Here is a 25,317-nt window from a genome sequence, read left to right on the forward strand (position 1 = left end):
TGTCCGAAAGGACGACCAGGATTCATTCGGTCTCCTTCCCACTTCAACCATACACCAGAACCAACACACAGGATTCTCGGGTCTGCGCGCGTCGCTTTGCTCCTTGCTCCGCCCTAGAATGACGAAGCAGAAGGGGCATCGCCACCTACGCCCCGTTGATCATCGCCTCGATATTATAGCCGTCGGGATCGAACACGAAACAGGCGTAGTAATGTTCCGCATAATCCGGACGCGGTCCGGGCGCCCCATTGCCCGCCGCGCCTGCATCGAGCGCCGCCCGATAAAACTCATCGACCTCTGCCTTGCTCTTCACCCGGAAGGCGACATGCAGATGGGTGAGCGGCGGCTTCTCGCCGGTGCGCTGGATCTCGAACAGGGAGCTGTTGCCGACATCGAACGCCCAGAACACGCCTTCCTTGCCGAAGGAGAGGCGATAGCCCAGAGGCGCGAAAGCCTGCTCGTAGAAGAGCTTGCTCTTGGTGAGGTCGCTCACTTCGATGGTGATGTGGTCGATCATTGTCGTCGATGGATATGTTTGGCAGCGAGGCCTTAGGCACGGTAGGCGTAGCTGGCGGCAGCTACGCCTCTACATACTCCGCCAGGCTGACGCCTTTCGGCACATCCAGCCCGTCCGCACGTAAGCCTTCGATGTGGAAGCGGATCGCATCACGGATTTCGGTTTCCACTTCAGCTACCGTCGCTCCGGTGGCGATGCAGCCTGGCAGGTCGGGCACATATGCAGAAAAGTTCTTTCCGGCTTTTTCGATCACCACGGCGTAACGCATACCATCACTCCTTCAGGCCGGACTGCTTGAGGATGCTGTTCAACGTTCCTGGTGCAACCTCTTCAGACGGCTTGCCGGCCACGGTGACGCGGCCGGCTTTGGTCTTATGCTTATATTGGCGATGGCTGCCCTTGGTTGCAACCAAATACCAGCCGTCGGCCTCCAGCATGCGAATAACTTCGCGGACTGTAAGCCGAGGCGGCATCTAGCTTCTCAGCTGCATCCGCTCGTGCTTCCACACGTGTCGCACTTCTCGCAGGTGCCGTTCCGCACCATGGTGAAGTTGTGACACTCGGAGCATTCGTTGCCGGTGTAGCCCTGGAGAAGCGATTGCTGGCGCCTTGTCGCGGCGAGCTTTTTCGCTTCGGCCGCCTCGTTGGCGGCAGCGTCGGTGAATAACGCCTCGGCGCCGCCGGCGGCTTCGGCTTCTTCTTCCACCATATCCTCGGCCAGTTCCCTGGCGCGCTCCTCATAGTCGCGCTTGTAGGCGATAGCCTCGTCGCTTGCCGGCTTCAGCGCCAGCACGTTGGAGCCTGAGAAGGCCGTCGGCGCAGCGCGGGCAGGGGCGGTCGACGGCCCAGAGCCGCCGAAACCCTTCGGGTCTGAACCAGCAGCGGACACCAGCTTCACCGGCGAGGCGCCGCGATAGAGGCCCTTGGAGAAGGGCGTCGCCTTGCCTTCGGTGATGCCGCGGCCGAGCGCGGTCTTGTCGAAGTCCGACTGGTCGACATGGGCGAGATCGTGGCGGCCGAGATAGGAGACCGCGAGCTCACGGAACACATAGTCGAGGATCGACGTCGCGTTCTTGATCGCGTCGTTGCCCTGCACCATGCCGGCCGGCTCGAACTTGGTGAAGGTGAAGGCCTCGACATATTCGTCGAGCGGCACGCCATATTGCAGGCCGAGCGAGATGGCGATGGCGAAGTTGTTCATCATCGCGCGGAAGGCGGCGCCCTCCTTGTGCATGTCGATGAAGATCTCGCCCAGGCGACCGTCGTCGAACTCGCCGGTCCTGAGATACACCTTGTGGCCGCCGACGACGGCCTTCTGAGTGTAGCCCTTGCGGCGGTTCGGCAGTTTCTCGCGGTCGCGGTAGAGCCGCTCGATGACGCGCTCGACGATCTTTTCCGTCACCTGCACGGCGCGCTGCGCGGCGGGCGCCGCGATCAGCTGCTCGACCGCCTCGTCCTCGTCCTCGTCGTCATCGACGAGCAGCGAGGCATTGAGCGGCTGCGACAGTTTCGAGCCGTCGCGATAAAGCGCGTTGGCCTTCAGCGCCAGCTTCCACGACAGCATATAGGCGTTCTTGGCGTCCTCGACCGTCGCCTCGTTCGGCATGTTGATGGTCTTGGAGATGGCGCCCGAGATGAAGGGCTGCGCTGCCGCCATCATCAGGATGTGGCTGTTGATCGAGAGCGAGCGCTTGCCGATCTTGCCGCAGGGGCTGGCGCAATCGAACACGGGCAGATGCTCGGCCTTGAGGAAGGGCGCGCCTTCCAAGGTCATCGCACCGCAGACATGGATGTTGGCGGCGTCGATGTCCTTCTTCGAGAAGCCGAGAGCTGGCAGCATCTCGAAGGAGATGTCGCCGAGCTGCTCGTCGGTGAAGCCAAGCGTCTCCTTCACCCAGTCGGCGCCGAGCGTCCACTGGTTGAACACGAACTTGATGTCGAAGGCCGACTTCAGCGCTGCATTCAGCGCCGCGATCTTCTCGTCGCTAAAACCCTTGGCCTTCAGCGAGGAGGGGTTGATGCCGGGCGCCTGGTTGAGGTTGCCGTGGCCGACCGCATAGGCCTCGATCTCGGCGATCTGGCTCTCGGAATAGCCCAGCGTGCGCAGCGCTTCCGGCACGGCGCGGTTGATGATCTTGAAATAGCCGCCGCCGGCGAGCTTCTTGAACTTCACCAGCGCGAAGTCGGGCTCGATGCCGGTTGTGTCGCAATCCATGACGAGGCCGATCGTGCCGGTCGGCGCGATGACGGTTGCCTGCGCATTGCGGTAGCCATGCTCCTCGCCGAGCTCGATGGCGCGGTCCCATGCGGCGCGGGCATGCTCGGCCAGCGCCTGCTGCTTCAGGTCGGAGGCGACCAGCGGCACCGGGTTGACGGCGAGCTTCTCATAGCCGTCCTTGTCGCCGTAAGCGGCGCGGCGGTGATTGCGCATGACGCGCAGCATGTTCTGGGCGTTGCGGTCATAGTCCGGGAAAGCGCCGAGCTCGGCGGCCATTTCGGCCGAGGTCGAGTAGGCGACGCCGGTCATGATGGCAGTGAGCGCGGCGCAGATGGCGCGGCCCTCGTCGGAATCGTAGGGGATGCCTGAGGTCATCAGCAGGCCGCCGATATTGGCGTAGCCGAGGCCGAGCGTGCGGTATTCGTAAGAGAGCTTGGCGATCTCCTTGGACGGGAACTGCGCCATCATCACCGAGATTTCGAGCACGATGGTCCACAGCCGAACGGTATGCTCGTAAGCGGCGATGTCGATCGTGCCGTCTTCGCGGCGGTAGGGCAAAAGGTTGATCGAGGCGAGATTGCAGGCCGTGTCGTCGAGGAACATGTATTCCGAGCACGGGTTGGAAGCCCGGATCGCACCGGCGGAGGCGCAGGTGTGCCAGTCGTTCATCGTCGTGTTGAAGTGCAGGCCCGGATCGGCGGAAGCCCAGGCGGCGTAGCCGATCTTTTCCCACAGGTCGCGCGCCTTCAGCGTCTTCAGCACCTTGCCGTCCTTGCGGGCGGTGAGCTGCCAGTCGCCATCGGCCTCGACGGCGCGCAGGAAATTGTCCTTCAGCGACACCGAATTGTTGGAGTTCTGGCCGGAGACGGTGAGATAGGCGTCCGAATCCCAGTCGGTGTCGTAGGTCTTGAACGACATCGAGGTGTAGCCCTGGCGGGCGAACTGGATGACGCGGTAGATATAGTTCTCCGGCACGGCGTCCTTCTTGGCCGCCTTGATCTCGCGCTTCAGCGCGGTGTTCAGCGCCGGGTCGAAGCAGTCGTCGCCATGGCCTTCGCAATTGACGCAGGCCTTCATGATGGCTTCGAGATGCTTCTTGACGATCTTGGAACCGGTCACCAGCGAGGCGACCTTCTGCTCCTCATTGACCTTCCAGTCGATGAAGTCCTCGATATCCGGGTGGTCGGCGTCGACGATGACCATTTTCGCCGCGCGGCGCGTCGTGCCGCCCGACTTGATGGCGCCCGCCGCGCGGTCGCCGATCTTGAGGAAGCTCATCAGGCCGGACGAGCGGCCGCCGCCGGAAAGCTTTTCGCCCTCACCGCGCAGCATCGAGAAGTTCGAGCCGGTGCCGGAGCCGTATTTGAACAGGCGCGCCTCGCGCACCCACAGGTCCATGATGCCGCCCTCGTTGACGAGGTCGTCCTGCACGCCCTGGATGAAGCAGGCATGCGGCTGCGGGTGCTCGTAGGAGGACTTCGACTTGGTCAGCTTGCCGGTGAAGGGATCGACATAGAAGTGGCCCTGGCTCGGGCCGTCAATGCCATAGGCCCAGTGCAGGCCGGTGTTGAACCATTGCGGCGAGTTCGGCGCGACGCGCTGGGTGGCGAGCATATAGGCGAGCTCGTCGCGGAAGGCGCGCGCATCATCCTCGGATTTGAAGTAGCCGCCCTTGTATCCCCAGTAGGTCCATGTGCCGGCGAGGCGATCGAAGACCTGGCGGGCGTCGGTTTCCGAACCATAGCGCTCGGCCTCGGGCAGCTTGGCGAGTTCGGCCTCGTCGGCAACCGAACGCCACAGAAAGGAGGGAACGTCGTTCTCCTCAACCTTCTTCAGGCGCGCCGGCACGCCGGCCTTGCGGAAATACTTTTGGGCCAGGATGTCGGCCGCGACCTGGCTGAACTGCGCCGGCACATCGATATTGTCCAGGCGGAACACCACCGAGCCGTCGGGATTCTTGATCTCCGACAAAGCCTTGCGAAATTCGATCTCCGCATAGGCGGACTGATCTGGCTTGGTGAAGCGACGCTCGATGCGCATTGGTCCCGTTCCTTTGTGTCTATATATAGCGCCTTTCCCAAGGGATTGCTGCCCCACATGGCGAAAAGCGCAGTCCGCCGTTTGCCGGCATCGCGGGCGACGCCGACACTCTCCTCGTCGCGGGCGCTGCCATGCAGACAAGCAAACGCCTTTCCAGGCGCTTACCCAGGTTGCCGGCCGACCCGCGGGTCCTCAAACTGAAACTTTTGTCGATTCCCTCCATGGAGGGAGGTTCACACTATCTAGGGTCGAGCCTGCCTGCAAACACTAAATATAGTGTTAACAGATCATTTTTTCCAGGCCGACAATTCTCCCTTTCGCCCACCCAAGCCCTAACGATCCCAACGCTTCCGCCGGCCTCGTGAACAGGCGGAAATCCGGGCAAAACGCACAAAATCCGGGAAAAAAGACCGGCCTCAGAACTCTCCGGTCGCGCCCGCTACAGGAGCGCATGGCCTATAAAAAGCGACTCGTTCCGACCCGTCAAGGATTCGTTTGCGTAGCTTTTATGACCCCAACATCTTGTGTGTCACATATGTGGATAACGGGGACATAAGAAGCCCGGCTTTGCAGGCGCTTGACGCGGCGACCGGCCAAGCCGGAAGCCGTGTCGGGCCGATGGCTTTTCATTTTAGCTGGCTTGCACTATCTGTTGCGTTCGCGCGGGGGCGCGCCTTGTCAACACCAAAAGCATCCGCTACGCCCCGCTCATGACCGTTACCGTACGTTTTGCCCCATCGCCGACCGGCCGCATCCATATCGGCAATGCGCGCACCGCGCTGTTCAACTGGCTTTTCGCCATGAACAACAAGGGCCGTTTCATCCAGCGCTTCGACGACACCGACATTGCCCGCTCTACGCAGGAATATGCCGATTCCATTCTTTACGACTTGCATTGGCTGGGCATCTTCCCGGATGTCACCGAATACCAGTCGCGCCGCTTCGAGATCTATGACGCGGCGGTCGAGCGGCTGAAGGCGGCGCGGGTGCTTTATGCCTGCTACGAGACGCCGGAAGAGCTCGACCTGCGCCGCAAGGTGCGCCGCACGCGCGGCCTGCCTCCGGTCTATGGCCGCGAGGCGCTGACGCTGACGCCGGAGCAGGTGGCCGAGTACCAGTCGGATGGCCGCCGGCCGCATTGGCGTTTCCTGCTGCCCAACTACACCAACGACCCACTGCAGCCGGAGCGCACCGAGGTGCGCTGGAACGACCTGGTGCGCGGCGAGGAGACGGTCGACCTCGCCTCGCTGTCGGATCCTGTCCTGGTGCGCGAGGACGGCACCTATCTCTACACGCTGCCCTCGGTGGTCGACGACATCGAGATGGGTGTCAGCCATGTCATCCGCGGCGACGACCATGTCACCAACACCGGCGTGCAGATCGCCATCTTCAAGGCGCTGGGCGCCGAGCCGCCGGTCTTCGGCCACCACAATTTGCTCACCACAGTGTCGGGCGAGGGGTTGTCGAAGCGCACCGGCGCGCTGTCGATCGAAAGCCTGCGCGAGGACGGCATCGAGCCGATGGCCGTCGCTTCGCTGGCTGTGCTTGTCGGCACGTCGGAAAATGTCACCGCCGCGCATGATCTCAACGAGCTCGCCGGCCATTTTGACCCGGCTGCGACGTCCAAGTCCGCCTCCAAATTCGACCCGGACGAGCTCTTCGTGCTCAACCGCACGCTGATGCATCGCATGTCGTTCGAGGAAGCGCGCGACCGGCTGATGGTGCTGGGCATTTCCGGCGACAAGGCCGAGCCGTTCTGGATGGCGGTGCGCGGCAATCTCGACCGCCTGTCGGACGCGGTCGCTTGGTGGCGTATCCTGAGCGAGGGCCCGCAGGAGCCGGCGGAATTTTCCGGCGAAGACCGCGATTTCCTCAATCAGGCGTTCGACGTTCTCCCCGAGGAGCCGTGGAACGGCACGGTGTGGAAGGACTGGACCGGCAAGATCAAGGAAGCCACCGGGCGCAAGGGCAAGCCGTTGTTCATGCCGCTGAGGCTGGCCCTTACCGGGCGGACTTCGGGGCCGGAGCTTTCAGATCTATTGCCGCTGATGGGTCGGGAAGGAACGCTGGCCCGACGACCCTGACCTTGCGCTGATCGGGCGGCAGCGCCGAGACCGGCGACACCGGCACCTTGGTGGTCAGCCGCCTGATCGCATCAAGGTCGAGCCCGCCTTCGGCATTGGCGAGCGTTTCCGGATCGGCGCCCGGATCGGGCTTGGACGCCGGCATCGGTATGAAGCGCGCTGCCTCGCCGTTCGGCTGCGATTGTTCAGGATCAGGCGGGTTGCCGCCGATGATCGTGAAATTGCCGGCCTGCGCATTGCAGCCGCAGGTGGGCGGGCGCGAGTAATTGACCTGTTTGTAGAGATAGGCGGTCGGCAGCTCGCTGTAGGGTTGACCTGTCGCCGACGAGGTCATCGAGCCAGAGTCGTCGTCCATTCCGCGCGAATAGAAGACCTGCATCTCGGTACCTGGGCAGCTCGACTCGCAATTCTTCTGGTCGCGCTCGAAGTCACCGATGGAAGCGGCATTCGACATCGGGAAGAAATAGCCGTCGCAGGTGCGCACGCACATCGTGTGGAACTCGCCGCCCAGCCGGGGCAGGTCCATGCCGTCCGGCTGGTTGATGACGCGGCGAATGTTGCGCACGCTCGGATCATCGGGCGGCACGTCCGCCGAGTCCGGCATACCGGGGGCATCGGGCGTTTCGAGCTGCTGGTCCTGGCGGCCGAAAAGCTGCTCGAACAGATTGCCACCGCCATTGTCGCGGGCCGCCTCCCGAAGCGGGGCGCGGCGCGGCGCGATCTCGTCGTCGCGGCAGCCATTGGCATCGAGCGCCGCCAGGATGCGGCTGCGGTCGCGCCGCGTGCCGCCGGCGGCCAGCCGCTCGCGCTTGGCCTGCAATGTGTCGAGATTAGCGTTCATGCGCTCTATCGAGGCGTTGATCGCCGTGCATTGGCTGACATTGCGCGAAAACAGCGTGAAGCCGCAACCGGCGTCGCTTGCCCGGCCGCGGGCCTTGGCAAGCTGCTCGCGCTGCCTGGCGATCGCGTCGTCATATTTGCGGACGAGACCCGGCCCTCCGCCGCCACCGCGCGTCGCGGCGAGTTCGGCTTCGAGTTGCCGGCATATGCGAGAAGCTGCCTGGGTTTCAGCGGCGGCGACAGCTGAGCCTGCAAGCGCTGCAAGCAGCGTCGCAAGATGCATCAGCTTCAGCCCCTTCATTCTCGTGGAATCCCGATTGCCCGTGCCGGAAGGCTACCGCGTTCGTGGTTAACTGTTCGCTATGCGTTTCACCGTTTCACGGAAACGGCGAAACCTCCTATTTCTTTGTTTTTACGCAATTCCAGACGGAAAACCGCTCACACTTTTCCTGGAATTGCTCTTGTCTGCAACCCGGCACAATTGCGCTCGTCGCGCCACCTCAGTTCAAGTCGACGAGGGCCTGCGCCTTGTGCGCCGCCTCGACCACCGCAAGCGCGGTCATGTTGACGACGCCGCGCGAAGTTACGGACGGCGTCAATATATGCGCGGGCTTGTCGGTGCCGAGCAGAATCGGTCCGACATGCAGCGCGTCCATCATGGCGCGCAAAGCCGTCAGCGTGATGTTGGCCGAATCGAGGTTCGGGAAGACCAGCAGATTGGCTTCGCCTTTCAGCCGCGAATGCGGGTAGACGCGCTGCCGCAGATGTTCTGAAAGAGCGGAGTCGGCATGCATCTCGCCATCGCACTGGAGTTCCGGGGCGATGCGAGCCAGGATCGCCGCGGCCTGGCGCATCTTCAGCGCGCCGGGTGAATCGCGCGAGCCGAAATCCGAATGCGACAGAAGCGCTGCTTTCGGCTCGATGCCGAAGCGCTGGATTTCCTCGGCCGCGAGCACAGTCATCTCGGCGATTTCTTCCGCTGTGGGATCGACCGAGACATGCGTGTCGGTGAGGAAGATGATGCCGCGCTGCGAGATCAGCATCGACAATGTCGACAGGTCGCGGTCCTTGATGCCGGCGCGAGGCCCGATGATCAGCGTGACATTGCGGAGATGCCGCTCAAAGCGGCCTTCGAGCCCGCAAATCATGGCATCCGCGTCGCCGCGCTTCAGCGCAAGAGCGGCGATCACCGTATTGTTGGTACGCGCCATGGTGCGGGCGGCTTCCGTCGTGATACCGCGGCGGCCGGCAAGCTCGATCAGGAGGTCGACATAGTGCCGGTAACGCGGATCGTCTTCCGGGTTTATCAGGCCGAAATCGACGCCGGGCCGGATGCGCAGGCCGTAACGCTTCAGGCGGACCTCCACGACATGCGGACGGCCGATCAGGATCGGCTCGGCGATGCCTTCCTCCAGCACCACCTGCGCGGCACGCAGCACACGCTCGTCCTCGCCGTCGGCATAGATGACGCGCTTGGCGCTCGAGGTTTTGGCGGAGGAGAACACCGGCTTCATCACCAGGCCGGAGCGGAAGACGAAGCGGTTGAGCTTGTCGATATAGGCGGCGAAATCGGCGATCGGCCGCGTCGCGACGCCGGTGTCGCAGGCAGCCTTCGCCACCGCCGGCGCGATGCGCAGGATAAGGCGCGGATCGAAGGGCGAGGGGATCAGGAAATCGGGGCCGAAAATCGGCGTCTCGCTGGAATAGGCGCGCGCCGCGACATCCGAAGGCTCCTCGCGGGCAAGGGCGGCGATCGCCCGCACGGCCGCCATCTTCATCTCCTCGTTGATGGCGCTGGCGCCGCAATCTAGCGCGCCGCGGAAGATGTAAGGAAAGCACAGCACGTTGTTGACTTGATTGGGAAAATCCGAGCGCCCGGTGCAGATCATGGCGTCCGGCCGCGCGGCGCGTGCCACTTCCGGCATGATCTCGGGATTGGGGTTGGCCAAGGCCAGGATCAGCGGTTTCGGCGCCATGTGCTGCAAAAGCTCCGGCTTCAGCACGCCGGCGGCGGAAAGGCCGAGAAAGACGTCGGCGCCGGAGATGACGTCGGCCAGCGTGCGCGCCTCGGTGTCCTTCACATAGGGATCTTTCCAGCGATCCATCTCTTCGACGCGACCCTTATGGGCGACGCCGAAACGGTCGGTGACCCAGATGTTTTCCACCTTGGCGCCGAGCGAGACCAAAAGGTTGAGGCAGGCAAGTGCTGCCGCACCCGCGCCGGACGTGACGATCTTGATGTCGGAAATCGTTTTGCCGGCCAGTTCCAGCCCGTTGAGCACCGCGGCGGCGACGATAATCGCGGTGCCGTGCTGGTCGTCGTGAAAGACCGGAATGCCCATGCGGGCCTTCAGCCGCTCCTCGACCTCGAAACATTCAGGCGCCTTGATGTCCTCGAGGTTGATGCCGCCGAAGGTCGGCTCGAGCGCCGCCACCGTCTCGACCATCCGCTCGATCTCGGGCGCGTCGATCTCGATATCGAAGACGTCGATGCCGGCGAACTTCTTGAACAGCACCGCCTTGCCTTCCATGACCGGCTTCGAGGCGAGCGGACCGATATTGCCCAGCCCCAGCACGGCGGAGCCGTTGGAGACGACGCCGACGAGGTTGGCGCGGCCGGTGTAGTCGGCGGCGGTGGCTGGATCGTCGCGGATCTCGAGGCAGGGCGCCGCCACGCCCGGCGAATAGGCAAGCGCCAGGTCGCGCTGGTTGCCGAGCGGCTTCGTCGCCTGGATCTCGAGCTTTCCCGGCGTCGGGTGCTTGTGAAAGAAGAGGGCGGCCTCGTCGAGGTCCGACCGGGCCGTTTTCTTGTTCTCGCCGTCCATTGCGGCCCCTCCCTGCGATACTGGTTTGGAGCCTTTTAGCATGTGTCGACGATTTCGCGACGCCAAAATCTCGGGCTCCGGCCTTCACAATGCCGGAGCGGAAATAATCAAACGATTCCAGTCGGTTGCCTCAGGAGCCTCAGGCTTATTGGATTGGCGGCGGTCAGAACGCGCTGACGTAGAGGCCGCCGTCGACCGGGATGTTCTGGCCGGTGAGATAGCCGGCATGGACCGAGCACAGGAAGGCGCAGATCTGGCCGAATTCCTCCGGCGTGCCGAGACGTTTTGCCGGCACGTCGGCGCTGATGCGGGCCTTGCGCGCGGCTGCTGCGGCCGGGTCTTCCGGAGTGCCGGCCTCATGCGGGCCGCGCAGCCGGTCGGTGTCGAGCTTGCCAGGCAGCAGGCTGTTGATGGTGACGTTGCGGTCGATGACCGTGCGCGCCACGCCGGCGAGGAACGAGGTCAGGCCGGCGCGCGCGCCGGACGACAGGTCGAGGCCCGGGATCGGAACATAGACCGACAGCGAGGTGATGTTGACGATGCGGCCGAAGCCGCGCTTGGCCATGCCGTCGATCACCGCCTGGATGAGCTCGATCGGCGTGACCATGTTCTGCGTCACACCCTCGAGGATCTTGGTGCGGTCGAGCTCGCGAAAATCGCGCAGCGGCGGGCCGCCATTGTTGTTGACCAGAATGTCGGGATCAGGGCAGGCGGCGAGCATCGCTTTCTGCACCTCGGGCTTCGACACGTCGCCGGCAACTTCGATGACATCGACGCCGAACCGGTCGCGGATCTCCTTGGCGGTCTTGGCCACGAGTTCGGCGTTGCGGCCGTTGACGACGAGATCGACGCCGGCTTCGGCAAGCGCCATGGCGCAGCCTCGCCCCAGTCCCTTGCTCGAGGCGCAGATGATGGCCTTCTTGCCGCGAATACCGAGATCCATGACGTTGTTCTCCTGATTGTGTCGCGCGCAAGCTAACGCCTGGGCTGGACCAACCGCAACCGTCATACGGTTGTTGCATGAATCGGGGCATAGGCACGCGAAAGCAAAGGGTAAAATCGTGATGTCAGACCCAGAGCCCCGCACTTTTCGCGCCCTGTTCATTTCCGACGTGCATCTCGGCTCGAAAGCGGCCAAGGCCGATTTCCTGATCGACTTCCTGCGTCATCACGACGCCGAAATCATCTATCTGGTCGGCGATATCGTCGACGGCTGGCGGCTGCGGCGCAACTGGCACTGGCCGCAGAGCCACAACGACGTGGTGCAGAAGCTGCTGCGCAAGGCGCGCAAGGGCGCCTCGATCACCTACATCGCCGGCAATCACGACGAATTCGCCCGCCAGTTCCAGGGCGTGCATTTCGGCGGCATTGTCGTCGCCGACCGCGCCATTCACGAGACCGCCGACGGCCGGCGCCTGCTGGTCATCCATGGCGACCAGTTCGACACGGTGGTGCACAACCAGCGCTGGCTGGCCTATCTCGGCGACTATGCCTATGACGCGGCAATGCTGGTCAACCGTGTCGTGACCAAGCTGCGCCACCTGCTCGGCCTGCCTTACTGGTCGTTCTCGTCATGGGCCAAGGTCAAGGTGAAGAAGGCGGTGAACTTCATCGGCTCGTTCCAGACCGTGCTTTCGGAAGAGGCGCGGCGCTCGCATGTCGACGGCGTGATCTGCGGCCACATCCATCACGCCGCAATCGAAAGCTATGGCGACGTGCAGTACATCAACACCGGCGACTGGGTGGAAAGCTGCACGGCGGTGGTCGAGCATTTCGACGGCCGCATGGAAATCCTGACCTGGGCACATGTGCTGCCCGAGGCATCGGCCGGCAATGAAGCGCTGGTGCCGATCGATATCATCGACCTCAAGGGCAGGGCGGCTCAGGCGGCTTGAGCGCAGCTGCCTTTTTCCCGGTTCAGCCTGCTGCTTTCGCGTTCACGCTGGCCGCGCGCCGCGCTTGCTCACAGGCACCGTCCGTCAACAGCTTTGCCCTCGATCGATTGGTCCAGCCGGTTCCGTCGCGCTTTGCCGCATGTTAGGGATCGAGACACGTTGCATGGGAGTCGAATGCAGCGAAATTGGATCGATTCATGTCGCTGCCGCCGCTATCGCCCGAACAGCTTGTCAAGCCGAGCCATTTCGAACTGCGCATGAGCCTGATCTTCGCGACCTTGTTCGTCTCGCAAGGCACGCATCTGCCTTACTTTCCGCTCTGGCTGCAGGCGAAAGGTTTTCATGCCGAGCAGATTGCGGTCATCCTGGCCGCGCCGATGTTCCTGCGCGTATTGACGACGCCGATGCTGACCGCGCTTGCCGACCGGGCCCGGGATCGCGCCGATGTCTATATCGCGGTGGTTGCGGCCTCTATGGTCATCTCTGCCGGCTATTTCCTGACGGCCACCTATGCCGTCGTGCTCGCCGTGTCGCTGCTTTTGACGATCGTCTGGACGCCCCATTCGCCGATGGCCGATTCGCTGGCGCTTTCGGGCGTGCGCCGTTTCGGTTCGAACTACACGGCGATGCGCAAATGGGGCTCGATCTCGTATCTGTGCGCCAATGTCGTGGGCGGGTTCATCCTGGCGGCCACGGGTCCACAGGCGGTCCCGCTCATCATTTTCATTGCGCTCGGCGCGGCCCTGGTCGCGGCGCTGCTGTCGCCGCGCATGGGGCGGCCGCGCAAGGCCTCGCCGCTTTCGGCGACCGAGATCCAGCATAAGGCGCCGAGCCTGTTCAATGCCTATTTCCTGTATTTCACGCTTGGCGTCGGCATCATCACCGCCAGCCACGCCTTCCTCTACGGCTTCGTCTCGATCTACTGGAAATCGATCGGAATCGGCGATTCCGTCGTTGGCCTGCTATGGGCCTGGGGCGTGGTGTCGGAAGTCTGCATGTTTCTGTTTTTCAACCGCATTTTTGCTTCGATCTCGGTCGCCAGGGTGATGGTGATCGCCGGCATCGGTTCGATCGTGCGCTGGATCGCCTTTCCGCTGGTCTGGCCGCTCGGCTTGGGCGTCGTCGGCTTCTTCGGCGTCCAGACGCTGCATTCGGTATCGGTGGCGATGGTGTTGATCGGCCTGCAGAAGATGATCGGCGAAACGGTCTCCGAAGAGCGCACGGGCGCCGCGCAAGGCATCGCCTATTTCTTCAACGGCTTCTTCATGGCGGCGGTGACGCTCGCTTCAGGCCCGCTCTATGACCGTTTGGGCGTCGACGGTTTCTGGGCGATGATCCCGATCGCTGTCGTCGGCATGGTGCTGATAGGCTTAGCTTCCCGTTCAGCCCCAAAGCACCCTGTCGGGGGGTGAAACCAGCGATCCCCGGTAGACGAGACCGGGCTCGCGATCTCGTGCCAGCAGCAGCGGACCGTCGAGGTCGACGAAGTCGGCGTCCTGCGCAAGCAGCACCGCCGGGGCCATGGCGAGCGAGGTGCCGACCATGCAGCCCACCATGATGCCGAAGCCGAGTTCGCGCGCGCGGTCGCGCAACTTCAACGCCTCGGTCAGGCCGCCGGATTTGTCGAGCTTGATGTTGACGGCGTCATAGAGCCCGACCAGAGCATCGAGATCCTTTTCCGCATGCACGCTTTCGTCGGCGCATATCGGTACCGGATGCGCGATCCGGCGCAGGATCTCGTCCTTGCCGGCCGGCAGCGGCTGCTCGACGAGCGCGACGCCGTGCTGCGCGGCGAAGGCAAGGTTCGCCTCGACATTTTCGTCGGCCCAGCCCTCGTTGGCATCCAGGATGATGCGGCTTTCGGGAGCGGCTTCCGTCACCGCGCGGATCCTTGCCATGTCGCCGTCGCCGCCGATCTTGACCTTGAGCAAAGGCCGCGCGGCATTGGCGCGCGCTTGCGCCGCCATGGCGTCCGGTTCGGCGAGCGACAGTGTGTAGGCGGTTTCCAGTGGCCTCGTCGGAAAGGCCCCGATTGCTGCCGCCACCGGCGTCCCGGTCAGCTTGGCCTCCAGGTCCCAAAGGGCGCAGTCGATGGCGTTTCGCGCGGCACCGGCCGGCATGGCCGCGAGCAAGGCGGTCCGGTCGATGCCGGCGACGATCGGATCGCGCATGGCCTCGATGGCCGCGCGCACCCCCTCCGTGGTCTCGCCGTAGCGCCTGTACGGCACGCACTCGCCGCGCCCGGAACGTCCCCCGTCAGCGATCGTTACGGTGATGACTTCGGCCTCGGTTTTGGATCCGCGTGAGATGGTGAAGGTGCCGGCGATCGGGAACCGCTCCATTTCGACCGAAATGACACGCGCCATAATTTTCTTCTCCGGCTGTGCGACACCGGTCTGCCGGCAAATCGACACGCCAGTCCGGTCACGCTAAACAGGACGCCATGTTGACCATCCGCAAACGCGACGCAAGCGGCGAGGCCAAGGACGCCGAGCACCGGCCTCGCATTGCCGTGGGCGAGGAAGGGGGCGTGCTGGGCTGCGCCTTTTCCGGCGTGTGGACGACGCGCACCGTGGCGCTGGTCGATGCCGACATGCGCAAGATCGAGCAGAGAAGCGGCGCAAAACAGCTGATGCTCGACCTTTCCCACATCGAAAAGATGGATACCGCCGGCGCATGGCTCATCGACCGGTTGGCCAGCGCCTTCGAGAAGAAAGGCGTCGAGGTCCATTTGCAGGGGCAGAGCGAGATCGCTTCGATCCTGCTCGGCGCGGTCGGCGATGCGGTTCGCCGGGAGCCCGAATCGGGTCCGTCCGGGCCGCCCAACATCATCCTGCGCGCGCTGGAGCTGGTTGGCCGGCGCGTCTACGAGATGCGCGACGATTTCTTCGCCTCCATGAACATTCTCGGCGCCACGATCCGCGGCGCGCAGATGAAGCTCGGCCGCGGCCACGCGGTCAACCCTGCCGCGATCTTCAACCAGATCGATCGCATGGGCGTCGGCGCGATACCGGTGGTGGTGCTGATGTCGGCCATTGTCGGCGCCATCGTCGCCCAGCAGGGCGCCTACCAGCTCAGCTATTTCGGCGCCAACATCTTCGTCGTCGACCTCGTCGGCGTGCTGATCCTGCGCGAGCTCGGCGTGCTGATGACGGCGATCATGCTCGCCGGCCGTTCGGGCAGCGCCATCACCGCCGAGATCGGCTCGATGAAAATGCGCGAGGAGGTCGACGCGCTGAAGGTGATCGGCCTCAATCCGATCGGCGTGCTGGTCTTTCCGCGGCTCGTCGCGCTGGTGATCGGGCTGCCATGCCTCACGATCGTCGCCAATTTTGCCGCGCTTGGCGGCGGCATCGTCGCCGCCTGGCTCTATTCCGACATCCCGCCGGCCGCGTTCATCGACAGGCTGCGCGTCGCCATTGACCTCAGCACCATCTTTGCCGGCCTGATCAAGGCGCCGTTCATGGCCCTCATCATCGGCATCATCGCGTCGGTCGAGGGCATGAAGGTCGGCGGCAGCGCCGAATCGCTCGGCCTGCACGTGACCGCGTCGGTGGTGAAGTCGATCTTCGTCGTCATCATCCTCGACGGGCTTTTCGCCATGTTCTACGCAGCGATCGGGTTCTGAGATGGCGAACGGCAACGGCGCCACGGCGGCGCAGGACACGAATGACGACGAGATCGTGCTTTCGGTCCGCGACGTAACCGTCGCCATCGGCGACAAGGTGATTCTCGACAAGCTCTCGCTCGATATCAAGCGCGGGGAAATTCTTGGCTTCGTCGGCGCTTCGGGCGCCGGCAAGTCGGTGCTGTTGCGCACCATATTGGGGCTGATGCCGAAGCAATCGGGGACGATCAGCCTGTTCGGCGTCGACGTCGACAAGGCCAGCGACGCCGATCGCCTGCGCATCGACATGCGGCTTGGCGTTCTTTTCCAGCATGGCGCGCTGTTTTCAGCGCTGACGGTGATGGAAAACGTGCAGGTGCCGATGCGCGAATATCTCGACCTGCCCAAGGCGCTGATGGACGAGCTGGCCTTGCTCAAGATCGAGCTGGTCGGGTTGCCGCCCGACGCGGCCCTGAAATTCCCGTCCGAACTGTCCGGCGGCATGATCAAGCGCGCGGCGCTGGCGCGCGCCCTGGCGCTCGATCCCGACATCGTCTTTCTCGACGAGCCGACGTCGGGGCTCGACCCGATCAGCGCCGCCGAGTTCGACGAGCTTGTCGTCAAGCTGCGCGACACGATGGATCTGACCGTCTACATGGTCACGCATGATCTCGACACGCTGTTCACCGCTTGCGATCACGTTGCCGTGCTCGGCAAGAAGAAGGTGCTGGTCGAAGGCACGATCGACGACATGCTGAAGAGCGACGAGCCGTGGGTGAAATCCTATTTCCGCGGAAAACGCGCCCGGCAACTTGATCTTGCGGCGCGCGCATAGCCATAAGTGGGGCGATGGAAACAAGAGCCAACTACGTAATTGTCGGCATCTTCACGCTTGGCGCAATCCTGGCGGCCTTCGCCTTCGTCTATTGGACGGCCGCCATCGGCGACAGGGGCGAAACGGCGATGCTGCGCGTGCGCATCCCGGGCTCGGCCTCCGGCCTCAGCCGCGGCAGCCTGGTGCTGTTCAACGGCGTCAGGGTGGGTGACGTGAAGAACGTCTATATCGACGGCGACGATCCGACCGTCGCCATCGCCGACACCGAAATCGCCCGTTGGACACCGATCACCAAATCGACGCAGGCCGATATCGGACTAACCGGCCTCAGCGGCCAGGCCAATATCGAGCTCAAGGGCGCCGATCCGAAGGAGACCAGGCTGCTCGACGAAGCGGAGAAAGAAGGCAAGGTCGCCGAAATCGTCGCCAATCCGTCCGCGGTCACCAACCTTTTGCAGACGGCGCAGAACATCTTTACCCGCGCCGACAAGGTGCTTGGCGAGCTCGAAGGCTTCACCAAGGACGTTCGCGGTCCGCTGACGCAGACGGTCAAGAACGTCGAGACCTTCTCGGACGCGCTGGCCAAGAATTCCGACGGCATCGACAAGTTCCTGTCGGCGGTGAGCTCGCTTTCGGATCAGCTGAAGAATGTCTCGGGCCGGCTCGACAGCACGCTGAAGGCCGCCGAGGGCCTGCTCAATTCCGTCGACAAGGACCAGATCAAGAGCATCGTGGCCAATGTCGACACGGTGACGACGAACCTGAAAGAGACCTCGAAGCAGTTCGATACCGTCATCGATAACGTCAACACGGCGGTCGGCTCGATCAACGATTTCGCCAAGCAGACGCAAGGCACGTTGGCCAAGGTCAACAGCGTGCTCGACGGCATCGATCCGGCCGACGTCAAGGCCGCTTTGGCCAACATCCAGAAGGCCAGCGTCAACGCCGACAAGGCGGCGTCCGACATCGCCAAGGTCACCGACAAGATCGCCAACCGTTCCGACGACATCGACGAGACGATCAAGGACGCCCGCCAGCTCGCGCAGCGGCTCAACGACGCTTCGGTGCGCGTCGACGGCATCCTGGTCAAGGTCGACAAGCTCCTCGGCTCCGGCGAGGCCAACGGCGTCATGGCCGATGCCAGGGCGACATTGAAATCATTCAAGCAGGTGGCCGACACGCTGAACTCCCGCCTCGGCACAATCGTCGACAACCTGTCGCGCTTCTCCGGACAGGGCCTGCAGAACGTCGAGGGGTTGGTGCAGGACAGCCGGCGCTCGATCAACCGCATCGAGGAAGCGGTGACCGATCTCAGCCGCAACCCGCAGCGCATTCTGTCCGGCGGCGCCGGCGAGGTCCGGCAGTTCGATGGAAGGGCACGGCGTTGACTTCGGCCGTCGCGACCGTCAAGAAATGAACCGCAAATGCGGGTTGATCGTAAGATCCGGGGACAGCGGGGATCACGCGTGAAGTCGATCGGGGTGGTTGCGGGTAGTTTGAGATCGTCCGCCGCAGCGTTGCTGGTGCTTGCGGTCGCCGGCTGCGCGGCACTGGGCGGCAAGCCGGCGCCGCTCGACACGTTCGAATTGTCCGCGCCGTCGCTCGATGTGCGTGCCCACAGCCGCCGCCAGATCCTGATCGCCCAGCCGTCCGCGCTCAAGGCGCTGGACAGCCAGAACATCGTCATCAGGCCTTCCGACCGGTCGATCCAGTTCCTCAAGGGCGCGCAATGGGCGGACCGGCTGCCGCTGATCGTGCAAGCTAGGCTGGCCGAAACCTTCCAGCGCTCCGGCAGCTTTGCCGGCGTTGGAAAGCCGGGCGAGGGACTGGCCATCGACTACCAGATCATCGTCGAGGTGCGCTCCTTCGAGGTGCGCGTCAATGGCGGCGAGCATGCCGATGTCGATCTGTTCGTGCGCATCCTGAACGACCGCAACGGCGAGGTGCGCGCCTCGAAGAACTTCACCGCGAGCGCCCCGGTCTCTGGCGGCGGCAATGCAGCTTACGTCGGCGCGCTGGACAACGCCTTCGGCCAGGCGGCGACCGACATCGTCCGCTGGACGGATTCGACGATCTGAACGCGGGCGCCAAGGCGACGGGAAACCAATTCCATCGATCAACGGACAAAAGAAAAAGGCGGGCCGAGGCCCGCCTTTTTTGTCAGACTTGTCGGCCGCTCACTGGAGCCGGCCGCTGGCATGGGCCAGCATGGTATAGACCTTGCCTGTGTCGGACGTCAGATAGGTCTGCGCCATGATGTTGTCGCGGTCGTTGCGCGAGACATCCTTGAGCAGCTTCTCGAAATCCTCGCAGTAACGGTCGACCGCGGCGCGGAATTCCGCCTCGGCCTGATACTTGCGGCGGATCTCGTCGAAGGTCTGCTGGCCCTTCAGCGTGTAGAGGCGACGGGTGAAGACGTCGCGCTCGCCCCGCCGGTAGCGGTTCCAGAGCTCGATCGAGGCGTCATGGTCGATGGCCCGCGCGATGTCGACGGAGAGCGAGTTGAGCGACTCCATGACATGCAGCGGCGAGCGCTGGGCAGGCGTCGCGCGCGGCGCTTCCGCCGGCGTTGCCGGCCGCAGCTCTTCCTCACGCGACGCATTGGTCAGGAGGTCGCGCACCCATCCGCCCTGCGCGGGCTTGCCGTTCGGATCGCGGCGCGGCGCCTCGGCGGGGCGTTCAAGATCGAGCGTGCCGCGCAGCGTGGTCTCCGCGAGCGGCGCCTGCGGAGCGCGGGCCGTTGGTTGCGATTGCTGCTGTGGCTGCGGGGCCGGGGGACGGCGCAGCGGCGGTTCGGCGGCTCGGGCCGGCGCCTGCGGAGCAGGGCGCAGGCCGCGTGGCTCGCCCTGTTCGCTGCTGCCGCTGCGGCCGGATTTCGCAACGATATCCGACAGTTCCTTGAGCGCATTGATTTGCTCTGCGACAGCGCGACGAATGGCCGAGGTCGATTCCTTAGCCTCCTCCGGCATCTCGATCACGCCCTTCTTCAGCTCGGCGCGGGTAAGGTCGAGCTCGCTCTTGATCGAGCCTGCGGTGCGACGCATCTCTTCGGTCGCGTCGGCAAAGCGCCGTGTCGCCGAATCGACGACGTCGGCGATGGCGGCGCGGATCTTTTCCGCCGATTCCATCGTGCGGCCCTCCGCGGTCTGCATCGTCTGGCCGACGAGGTTTTCGAAGGAGCGCATCACCTTCTCGAGATCTTCCGACTTCTTGACCAGGCCGACGGCGAGGTCTTCCAGCGAGGACTGACGCTCCAGCGTGTGCTCAAGATTGCTTTGCGCGGAGCTGAGCAAATTCGAGGCGCTGGAGAGCAACCGGCTGTGTTCGTCGAACTTGGTCGCGATCGAGGCCACCTCGCGCAGCGTCGCCGAGGACAGGTCGGTGAGCCGTGTCGTGTTGGAATCGACCAGACGCGCCGAACTGGCGAAAGTCTGGGCGGCCTTCTCCGTGGTCGTGGCGAAGCTCTGCGTGCTGCCGGAGAGCCGCTCCTCGACCTGGCCGAGATTGACGGCAGCCTGGTCGATCAATTGGCCGAGTTGCGCGCTGGAGGTCGTCATGCGGCCGATAAGATCGGCCACGCTGTCGGCAAGCGACGAGCGGGCGCCTTCGACGGCCGACAGCGTCTCGGCCGTGCGGGTGGCGAGAGCATTGACGAGGTTCGTGTTCTCGCTGCGCAGCTTCTCGGCCGCCCGTTCGGTGACCTCTTCCATGCTGCGCTGCAGCTCGGAGCCGCCCTGGGCGAAGCGCTCGACCAGCGGCTTGGCCGTCTCGTCGAGAATTTTCGCCATCTCTGCCGAACGCGCCGCGAGCATGGTGTTGAGCTCGCGGGTGTTGGCGCCGATCGTGCGCGCGGCCTCGTTGGTGCTCTGGCCGATATGCTGGCCGACCGCCGTGAAGGTCTCGGCGATGACATTGGCGCGCGAGATGAGCTGGGCCTCGGCGCTGGAGACCTGCTCGTTGAGCTTCTGGCCCATGGTCTCGGCGCTGTAGGCGAGGCGGTTTTCCACGCTCGCCACCTGGTCCTCGACACGGGCGGCCGCGGCCGAGGCGCTTGCGGCCAGCCGCTCGTCGGCTCCCGCCAGCGCCTGCTCGATCTCGCGGGCATGCACGGCAAGCTCCTGCCCGGTTTGGCGGGCACGGTCGGCGACGCGCTGTTCGGTCGCCGCGAAGGCACCGACGATCGTGTCGGCATGCTCGCCGATGGTCGAGGTGCTCGAGGCGATACGCGATACCAAACGGCTGTCGGCGTCGTCGAAGATACGGGCAATTTCGGACGCCCGCGATGACAGTGCTTCCGAGCCCTCGGCAATACGCGAGATCAGATGCTGGTCGGCGCTGTCGAAGATGCGGCCGAGGTCCGAGGCGCGGGCGGCCAGCGCTTCGGCCGATTCGCTGATGCGCATCGAAAGCCGCTCGTCGGCGCCCTCGAAGTTGCGCAGGATGTCGCCGGCGCGTGCGGCCAGCGACTGCGCTGTCTCGACGGCGCGGGCAACCAGCTTCTGGTCGGCTGCGTCGAAGGTGTTGGCGATGTCGCCGGCGCGCGCGGCCAGCTTGTTGGCGGTTTCCTCGGCGCGGGCCATGAGCGAGTTGGAGGCGTCGTCGGCGCGCGCCATCAGCATGTTGGACGTATCCTGGGCGCGCTCGTGCAGGCGGCGGTCCGCTGCCTCGAAAGCCTGCGCGATGTCCTCGGCCCTGGCAAGCAGCGCGGCGGAAGTCTGCTCGGCGCGTTCGGCGATCTTGCGGTCGGCGTCGCTGAAAGCCGCACCGGCCTGCTCGTGCAGGGTGCTGGTGATTTCCATGACCTTGTCGCGCAGCGCGCCCGCCACGAACACAGCGGTCTTTTCCAGCACGCCGCGGACATTGTCGACGCCGGTCGACAGCGCACGCTCCATGGTGCCGGCGCGCTCCTCGATGACACCGGTCTGCCGGCTGAAGGCCTGCTCGATCTTCTCGACATCGGCGGCAATCGCCGCCGAGATATCGCTGCTTCGGGCAGCGATCTGGTCAATATGGCCGGAAACCGAACGGTCGACGTCCTTGCGCGCATCGGCAAGCTTGACGAGATCGTCCTCGAGGGCCTTGGCCAGCATGTTGCGGCCCTCGGACAGCTTGCCGACATGGCCGGCGATGACGTCGTCGATCTCCGAGCGGCTTTCCGTCAGCTTCTGAAGGTCCGCTTCGAGGGCGCGCCTAAGGATATCGCGGCCTTCGGCGAGCTTCTCGACCTGGCCGGCGACCAGGCCGTCGATCGAGGAACGGCTTTCGGCGAGCTTGGCGAGGTCGGCTTCCAGCGCACGCTTGAGGATGTCGCGGCCTTCCGCGAGCTTCTCGACCTGGCCGGAGACCAGGCCGTCGATGCCGGCGCGGCTCTCGGCGAGCTTGGCAAGATCGTCCTCGAGCGCCTTGGACAGCGTCGCCCGGTTCTGCGACAGCTGGTCGGCATGGGTCTGCATGAGGCCGCTGGCATTAGCCATATCGGTCTCCAGCGCACGCGAAAGCTCGGCGCGGTGATCGGTGATCTTCTGCGAATGATCGACGATCGCGCCCTGGATTGTGTTGAGGTCGGCCTCCAGCGCGCGCTTGAGGATGTCGCGGCCTTCGGCGAGCTTCTCGACCTGGCCGGCGACCAGCCCGTCGATGCTGGAGCGGCTCTCCGCCAGCTTGGCGAGATCGTCCTCCAGCGACTTCGACAGCACGGAACGGTCCTGAACGAGCCGGTTTTGATGGTCGGCGATGGCGCCGCTGACGGCCTGCAGGTCGGTTTCAAGCGCTTTCGAAAGCTGTGAGCGATCTTCCAGAACCTTGTCCGAATGTCCCGCGATGGCACCCTTGATGGCGTTGAGGTCGGCTTCCAGGGCACGCTTGAGGATGTCGCGGCCTTCGGCGAGCTTCTCGACCTGGCCGGCGACAAGGCCGTCGATCGAGGCGCGGCTTTCGGCGAGCTTGGCGAGGTCGGCTTCCAGCGTGTGCGACAGCAGGCTGCGGTCCTCGGCGAGCTTGCCGGCGTGGCTGTCGATCAGGCCGCGGATGCCGCTCAGATCGCTTTCAAGGGCGCGGCTGAGCTCGCCGCGGTCCTCGGCGAGCTTGGTCGAGTGGGTCTCGATCAGGCCACGGATGCCGATGATGTCGGTCTCGAGCGCTTTGGCGAGCACCGCGCGGCCCTCGGCGATCTTCTCGACCTGACCGGCGACAAGGCCGTCGATGGAGGCGCGGCTGTCCTGCAGCTTGTTGAGATCGGCCTCCAGGGCGCGCGCCAGGATGTTGCGGCCTTCGGCCAGCTTCCCGACATGGCCGGCGACCATTTCGTCAATCATAGTACGGGCTTGGACGAGCCTGCCGGAGTCTTCGTTCAAGACCTGGGACAGGCGGTTGCGGCCTTCTTCGAGCTGCTCCAGATGGCTGCCCAGCGACGCATCGATGGCAGCGCGCGACTCGTTGACCTTGCGCAGGTCTTCTTCCAGCGCGCGCGAGATCAGGCTGCGGCCTTCTGCCAGCTTCTGCACCTGGTTGGTGACGGCGGCATCGATTGCCACGCGGCCTTCGGCGAATTTCGCCAGGTCCTCCTGCATGGCGGCCGCCATGCGCTCGCGGCTCTCCGAAAGCGCACGGCTGTGGTTCTCGACGGCTTCCTCGATGCCGACACGGGCATCGGCCAGCCGCTGGATGTCGGAATCGAATGAGCGCGACACGACATGCCGGGCCGCTTCCATGCGTCCGGCGAAGTCGGTGGCGCGGGCTTCGAGCATGGAAGAGGTCGACGAGATGATGTCCGCCATGTCGGCGCCGATCTGCGTCTTGCCCTGGTCGATCATCGACGACAGTTGGTCCTTGCTCTCGGCGAAGGTGTGCGCGATCTCGCGGGCGCGCTCGACCAGCGTCTCGTTGATCTGGCGGGCGCGGGCTTCGAGGGCGGCGTTGAGTTTCTGCGTACCGGTGTCGAGCGCCTCGGCGCGGGTCTGGAATTCGCTGATCAGCGCCTGACCGCGTTCGGCCAGGGTCCGTTCGATGCCGCTGAGGCTCGTCTCGAACTCCGAACTCAAGGTACGCGCCGCGCCGCCGAGTAGCGAGACCATGCCGTTGGTGCGGTCGTCGAGCAGGTCGGTTAGCGAGCGTGTCAGGCCGTCCGTGGTGTCGGTGAGCTTGGCGATACGGGTGTCGAGCAGGCTCGCGAAGGCCTCGCCGGAGGTCGAAAGACGGTCCGTGATGTTGTCAAGGCGCGATTCCACCGAATCGAAGATCGACGTCGAGCTTTCATTGATGCGGTCGATCAGCGTGTCGCCGGAATTGTTGATCGTCATCGACAGCTTGGTCGACGCGTTGAGGATCGAGTCGCGGATGATGTCGCTGGCCGAGCCGATCTCGTCGCGCAGCGTCTCGTGAGCGCTGGCGATGGAGGCGCGCACGCGCTCGGCATGGGTGACGACCGCCTCGCGCTCACTGCCGAGACCGTCGACCAGCGAACGGATGCGGGCCTCGTTCTCGGAATAGGAGCGTTCGAGCTGGCTGACTTCGCCGTGGACGAGCGTTTCGAGCTCGACCGCGCGGGCCAGGGTGCGCTCGATGCCTTCGCCCATGGCCGCCACCTCGCGGCGAACGGCCTGGCCGATCATCATGACACGGTCCTGGGCGAGGTTTTCGGGCTCCGCCAGGCGGAAGGCGACCTCGGTCATGGATTGCGCGGCGAGGCGCATTTCCTGCGCGCGCCGGATCATGGCGGCGAAAGCCCAGAACAGGATGACCGGAACGATCGCGGCAACCGCCAGGCCGATCAACTCGGGACGGGCGAAGAACTGGTCGACGGTACGGATCTTCCAGATGCCGGGACCGAACAACAGGTTGGCCAGGCCGCCGGCGCCGGCGATCCAGGCCAGCGAGATAAAGGCGATCACCCAGTAGACGGTGCTGGACGCACGGCGATTGAGGCTGTGCAGCAGCGTCTTGTAGTCCTTCTGGCGGTCATCATTGGCGGGCGTGAAGCCGGCTGGAGGCGTAAAGCCGGACGGCTGCCCATTGCGCGGCTCGACCGGGCGCAACTCGGCCGGCTTGGCAGCGGGCGCCCTCGGAGGCTGGGGGTTGGCAGGCTGGGGATTGTTTGCCGGCTCCGTCCTATGGCTGCGCCCTTCGCGCGCCAGCTCGTCGGCCGCCGCCGAAATCTGCGCTTCGAGATCCTCCATCGACGCCGCCATGTCGAGGCCGCCTTCGTCGCCGTTAAGGTCAAGGTCAAGCGCCTTTTCCAGTTCCGCGGCCACGTCATTCTCGAGAGACTTCGTCGTCGTTGGTTTCTTAGCCATGCCTTCGCTACCCTGTACTAGCTGCCGCGGGACTTATGATTTTGGCCTGATTCTGGCCCGATTCTGGCTTGTCTATCCCGCGCAGGAGGCTGAAAAATGGACCTTCGTATCGTAATGACACACAGGGGTAAAGAAAACATGCATTCCGGGCGATACGTAAAACTT

Annotated in this window: 16 protein-coding genes; 7 read left to right on the top strand and 9 right to left on the bottom strand. The window is 64.4% G+C overall.

From position 1 onward, the window contains the following. Positions 1 to 145: 145 nt before the first annotated feature. From FJ423_RS09370 to FJ423_RS09385, 4 genes are all read right to left on the bottom strand, one after another. Positions 146 to 517 carry a VOC family protein gene (locus tag FJ423_RS09370; RefSeq protein WP_140841092.1) on the bottom strand — a complete coding sequence of 124 codons (372 nt, stop codon included), beginning with the start codon at positions 515 to 517 and terminating at the stop codon, positions 146 to 148. Positions 518 to 578: 61 nt separating this feature from the next. After that, positions 579 to 785 carry a type II toxin-antitoxin system HicB family antitoxin gene (locus tag FJ423_RS09375; protein WP_140841094.1) on the bottom strand — a complete coding sequence of 69 codons (207 nt, stop codon included), beginning with the start codon at positions 783 to 785 and terminating at the stop codon, positions 579 to 581. Positions 786 to 789: 4 nt separating this feature from the next. Next, positions 790 to 990, bottom strand: a complete 201-nt coding sequence (locus FJ423_RS09380; RefSeq protein ID WP_127863793.1) for a type II toxin-antitoxin system HicA family toxin — start codon at positions 988 to 990, stop codon at positions 790 to 792. A gap of 8 nt (positions 991 to 998) precedes the next feature. After that, complete coding sequence (locus tag FJ423_RS09385; protein WP_140841096.1) at positions 999 to 4,775, bottom strand: vitamin B12-dependent ribonucleotide reductase; 3,777 nt, start codon at positions 4,773 to 4,775, stop codon at positions 999 to 1,001. Between the two features lie 710 nt (positions 4,776 to 5,485). Here FJ423_RS09385 and gltX point away from each other — a divergent pair. Then, on the top strand, positions 5,486 to 6,859 hold the full coding sequence (gltX, locus tag FJ423_RS09390; RefSeq protein ID WP_140841098.1) for a glutamate--tRNA ligase: 1,374 nt from the start codon (positions 5,486 to 5,488) through the stop codon (positions 6,857 to 6,859). Here gltX and FJ423_RS09395 read toward each other — a convergent pair. From FJ423_RS09395 to FJ423_RS09405, 3 genes are all read right to left on the bottom strand, one after another. Then, positions 6,777 to 7,982, bottom strand: coding sequence for a DUF2865 domain-containing protein (locus FJ423_RS09395; RefSeq protein ID WP_246680133.1), 1,206 nt, complete (start codon positions 7,980 to 7,982; stop codon positions 6,777 to 6,779). The genes gltX and FJ423_RS09395 overlap by 83 nt on opposite strands. Positions 7,983 to 8,199: 217 nt before the next feature. Further along, the gene (locus tag FJ423_RS09400) at positions 8,200 to 10,524 is read right to left on the bottom strand and encodes an NADP-dependent malic enzyme (RefSeq protein ID WP_140841102.1); all 2,325 of its coding nucleotides are present in this window, start codon (positions 10,522 to 10,524) and stop codon (positions 8,200 to 8,202) included. Between the two features lie 163 nt (positions 10,525 to 10,687). Next, positions 10,688 to 11,467 (bottom strand): SDR family oxidoreductase, encoded by a 780-nt coding sequence (locus tag FJ423_RS09405; protein WP_140841104.1) that lies wholly within the window; start codon positions 11,465 to 11,467, stop codon positions 10,688 to 10,690. 121 nt (positions 11,468 to 11,588) lie between these two features. Between FJ423_RS09405 and FJ423_RS09410 the strand changes: the two genes are divergently transcribed. Both FJ423_RS09410 and FJ423_RS09415 read left to right on the top strand, forming a co-directional pair. Beyond that, positions 11,589 to 12,419 carry a UDP-2,3-diacylglucosamine diphosphatase gene (locus tag FJ423_RS09410; RefSeq protein WP_140841106.1) on the top strand — a complete coding sequence of 277 codons (831 nt, stop codon included), beginning with the start codon at positions 11,589 to 11,591 and terminating at the stop codon, positions 12,417 to 12,419. Positions 12,420 to 12,616: 197 nt separating this feature from the next. Beyond that, positions 12,617 to 13,831 carry an MFS transporter gene (locus FJ423_RS09415; protein WP_140841108.1) on the top strand — a complete coding sequence of 405 codons (1,215 nt, stop codon included), beginning with the start codon at positions 12,617 to 12,619 and terminating at the stop codon, positions 13,829 to 13,831. Here FJ423_RS09415 and dgcA read toward each other — a convergent pair. Then, positions 13,802 to 14,785, bottom strand: a complete 984-nt coding sequence (gene dgcA, locus FJ423_RS09420) for an N-acetyl-D-Glu racemase DgcA (RefSeq protein ID WP_140841110.1) — start codon at positions 14,783 to 14,785, stop codon at positions 13,802 to 13,804. The two genes, FJ423_RS09415 and dgcA, sit on opposite strands and share 30 nt — an antisense overlap. A 77-nt stretch (positions 14,786 to 14,862) precedes the next feature. On the opposite strand from dgcA, the gene FJ423_RS09425 reads away from it, so the two are divergent. From FJ423_RS09425 to FJ423_RS09440, 4 genes are read left to right on the top strand one after another with little or no spacing between them, the layout of a single operon-like run. Continuing rightward, entirely contained in the window at positions 14,863 to 16,047 is a 1,185-nt protein-coding gene (locus FJ423_RS09425; protein WP_140841112.1) for an ABC transporter permease, read from the top strand. A gap of 1 nt (position 16,048) precedes the next feature. Then, a complete protein-coding gene (locus FJ423_RS09430) occupies positions 16,049 to 16,861 on the top strand; it encodes an ABC transporter ATP-binding protein (RefSeq protein ID WP_140694926.1) in 813 nt (270 codons plus the stop codon). Positions 16,862 to 16,875: 14 nt separating this feature from the next. Continuing rightward, entirely contained in the window at positions 16,876 to 18,249 is a 1,374-nt protein-coding gene (locus FJ423_RS09435; RefSeq protein WP_140841114.1) for an MlaD family protein, read from the top strand. 36 nt (positions 18,250 to 18,285) lie between these two features. Then, on the top strand, positions 18,286 to 18,939 hold the full coding sequence (locus tag FJ423_RS09440; RefSeq protein WP_140841116.1) for an ABC-type transport auxiliary lipoprotein family protein: 654 nt from the start codon (positions 18,286 to 18,288) through the stop codon (positions 18,937 to 18,939). Between the two features lie 99 nt (positions 18,940 to 19,038). On the opposite strand, the gene FJ423_RS09445 is transcribed toward FJ423_RS09440, so the two are convergent. After that, positions 19,039 to 25,152 (bottom strand): kinesin, encoded by a 6,114-nt coding sequence (locus tag FJ423_RS09445; protein WP_140841119.1) that lies wholly within the window; start codon positions 25,150 to 25,152, stop codon positions 19,039 to 19,041. Positions 25,153 to 25,317 lie beyond the last annotated feature (165 nt).

The organism is Mesorhizobium sp. B2-8-9 (genome assembly GCF_006439475.1).
GTDB lineage: Bacteria > Pseudomonadota > Alphaproteobacteria > Rhizobiales > Rhizobiaceae > Mesorhizobium.

Excerpts from the sequence above, each read along its gene's own strand:
- FJ423_RS09395 (WP_246680133.1), bottom strand. The coding sequence starts at position 7,982 with ATGCATCTTGCGACGCTGCTTGCAGCGCTTGCAGGCTCAGCTGTCGCC.
- gltX (WP_140841098.1), top strand. The coding sequence starts at position 5,486 with ATGACCGTTACCGTACGTTTTGCCCCATCGCCGACCGGCCGCATCCAT.
- dgcA (WP_140841110.1), bottom strand. The coding sequence starts at position 14,785 with ATGGCGCGTGTCATTTCGGTCGAAATGGAGCGGTTCCCGATCGCCGGC.
- FJ423_RS09405 (WP_140841104.1), bottom strand. The coding sequence starts at position 11,467 with ATGGATCTCGGTATTCGCGGCAAGAAGGCCATCATCTGCGCCTCGAGC.
- FJ423_RS09410 (WP_140841106.1), top strand. The coding sequence starts at position 11,589 with ATGTCAGACCCAGAGCCCCGCACTTTTCGCGCCCTGTTCATTTCCGAC.
- FJ423_RS09385 (WP_140841096.1), bottom strand. The coding sequence starts at position 4,775 with ATGCGCATCGAGCGTCGCTTCACCAAGCCAGATCAGTCCGCCTATGCG.
- FJ423_RS09375 (WP_140841094.1), bottom strand. The coding sequence starts at position 785 with ATGCGTTACGCCGTGGTGATCGAAAAAGCCGGAAAGAACTTTTCTGCA.
- FJ423_RS09435 (WP_140841114.1), top strand. The coding sequence starts at position 16,876 with ATGGAAACAAGAGCCAACTACGTAATTGTCGGCATCTTCACGCTTGGC.
- FJ423_RS09440 (WP_140841116.1), top strand. The coding sequence starts at position 18,286 with ATGCGGGTTGATCGTAAGATCCGGGGACAGCGGGGATCACGCGTGAAG.
- FJ423_RS09370 (WP_140841092.1), bottom strand. The coding sequence starts at position 517 with ATGATCGACCACATCACCATCGAAGTGAGCGACCTCACCAAGAGCAAG.
- FJ423_RS09415 (WP_140841108.1), top strand. The coding sequence starts at position 12,617 with ATGTCGCTGCCGCCGCTATCGCCCGAACAGCTTGTCAAGCCGAGCCAT.
- FJ423_RS09400 (WP_140841102.1), bottom strand. The coding sequence starts at position 10,524 with ATGGACGGCGAGAACAAGAAAACGGCCCGGTCGGACCTCGACGAGGCC.
- FJ423_RS09430 (WP_140694926.1), top strand. The coding sequence starts at position 16,049 with ATGGCGAACGGCAACGGCGCCACGGCGGCGCAGGACACGAATGACGAC.
- FJ423_RS09445 (WP_140841119.1), bottom strand. The coding sequence starts at position 25,152 with ATGGCTAAGAAACCAACGACGACGAAGTCTCTCGAGAATGACGTGGCC.
- FJ423_RS09380 (WP_127863793.1), bottom strand. The coding sequence starts at position 990 with ATGCCGCCTCGGCTTACAGTCCGCGAAGTTATTCGCATGCTGGAGGCC.
- FJ423_RS09425 (WP_140841112.1), top strand. The coding sequence starts at position 14,863 with ATGTTGACCATCCGCAAACGCGACGCAAGCGGCGAGGCCAAGGACGCC.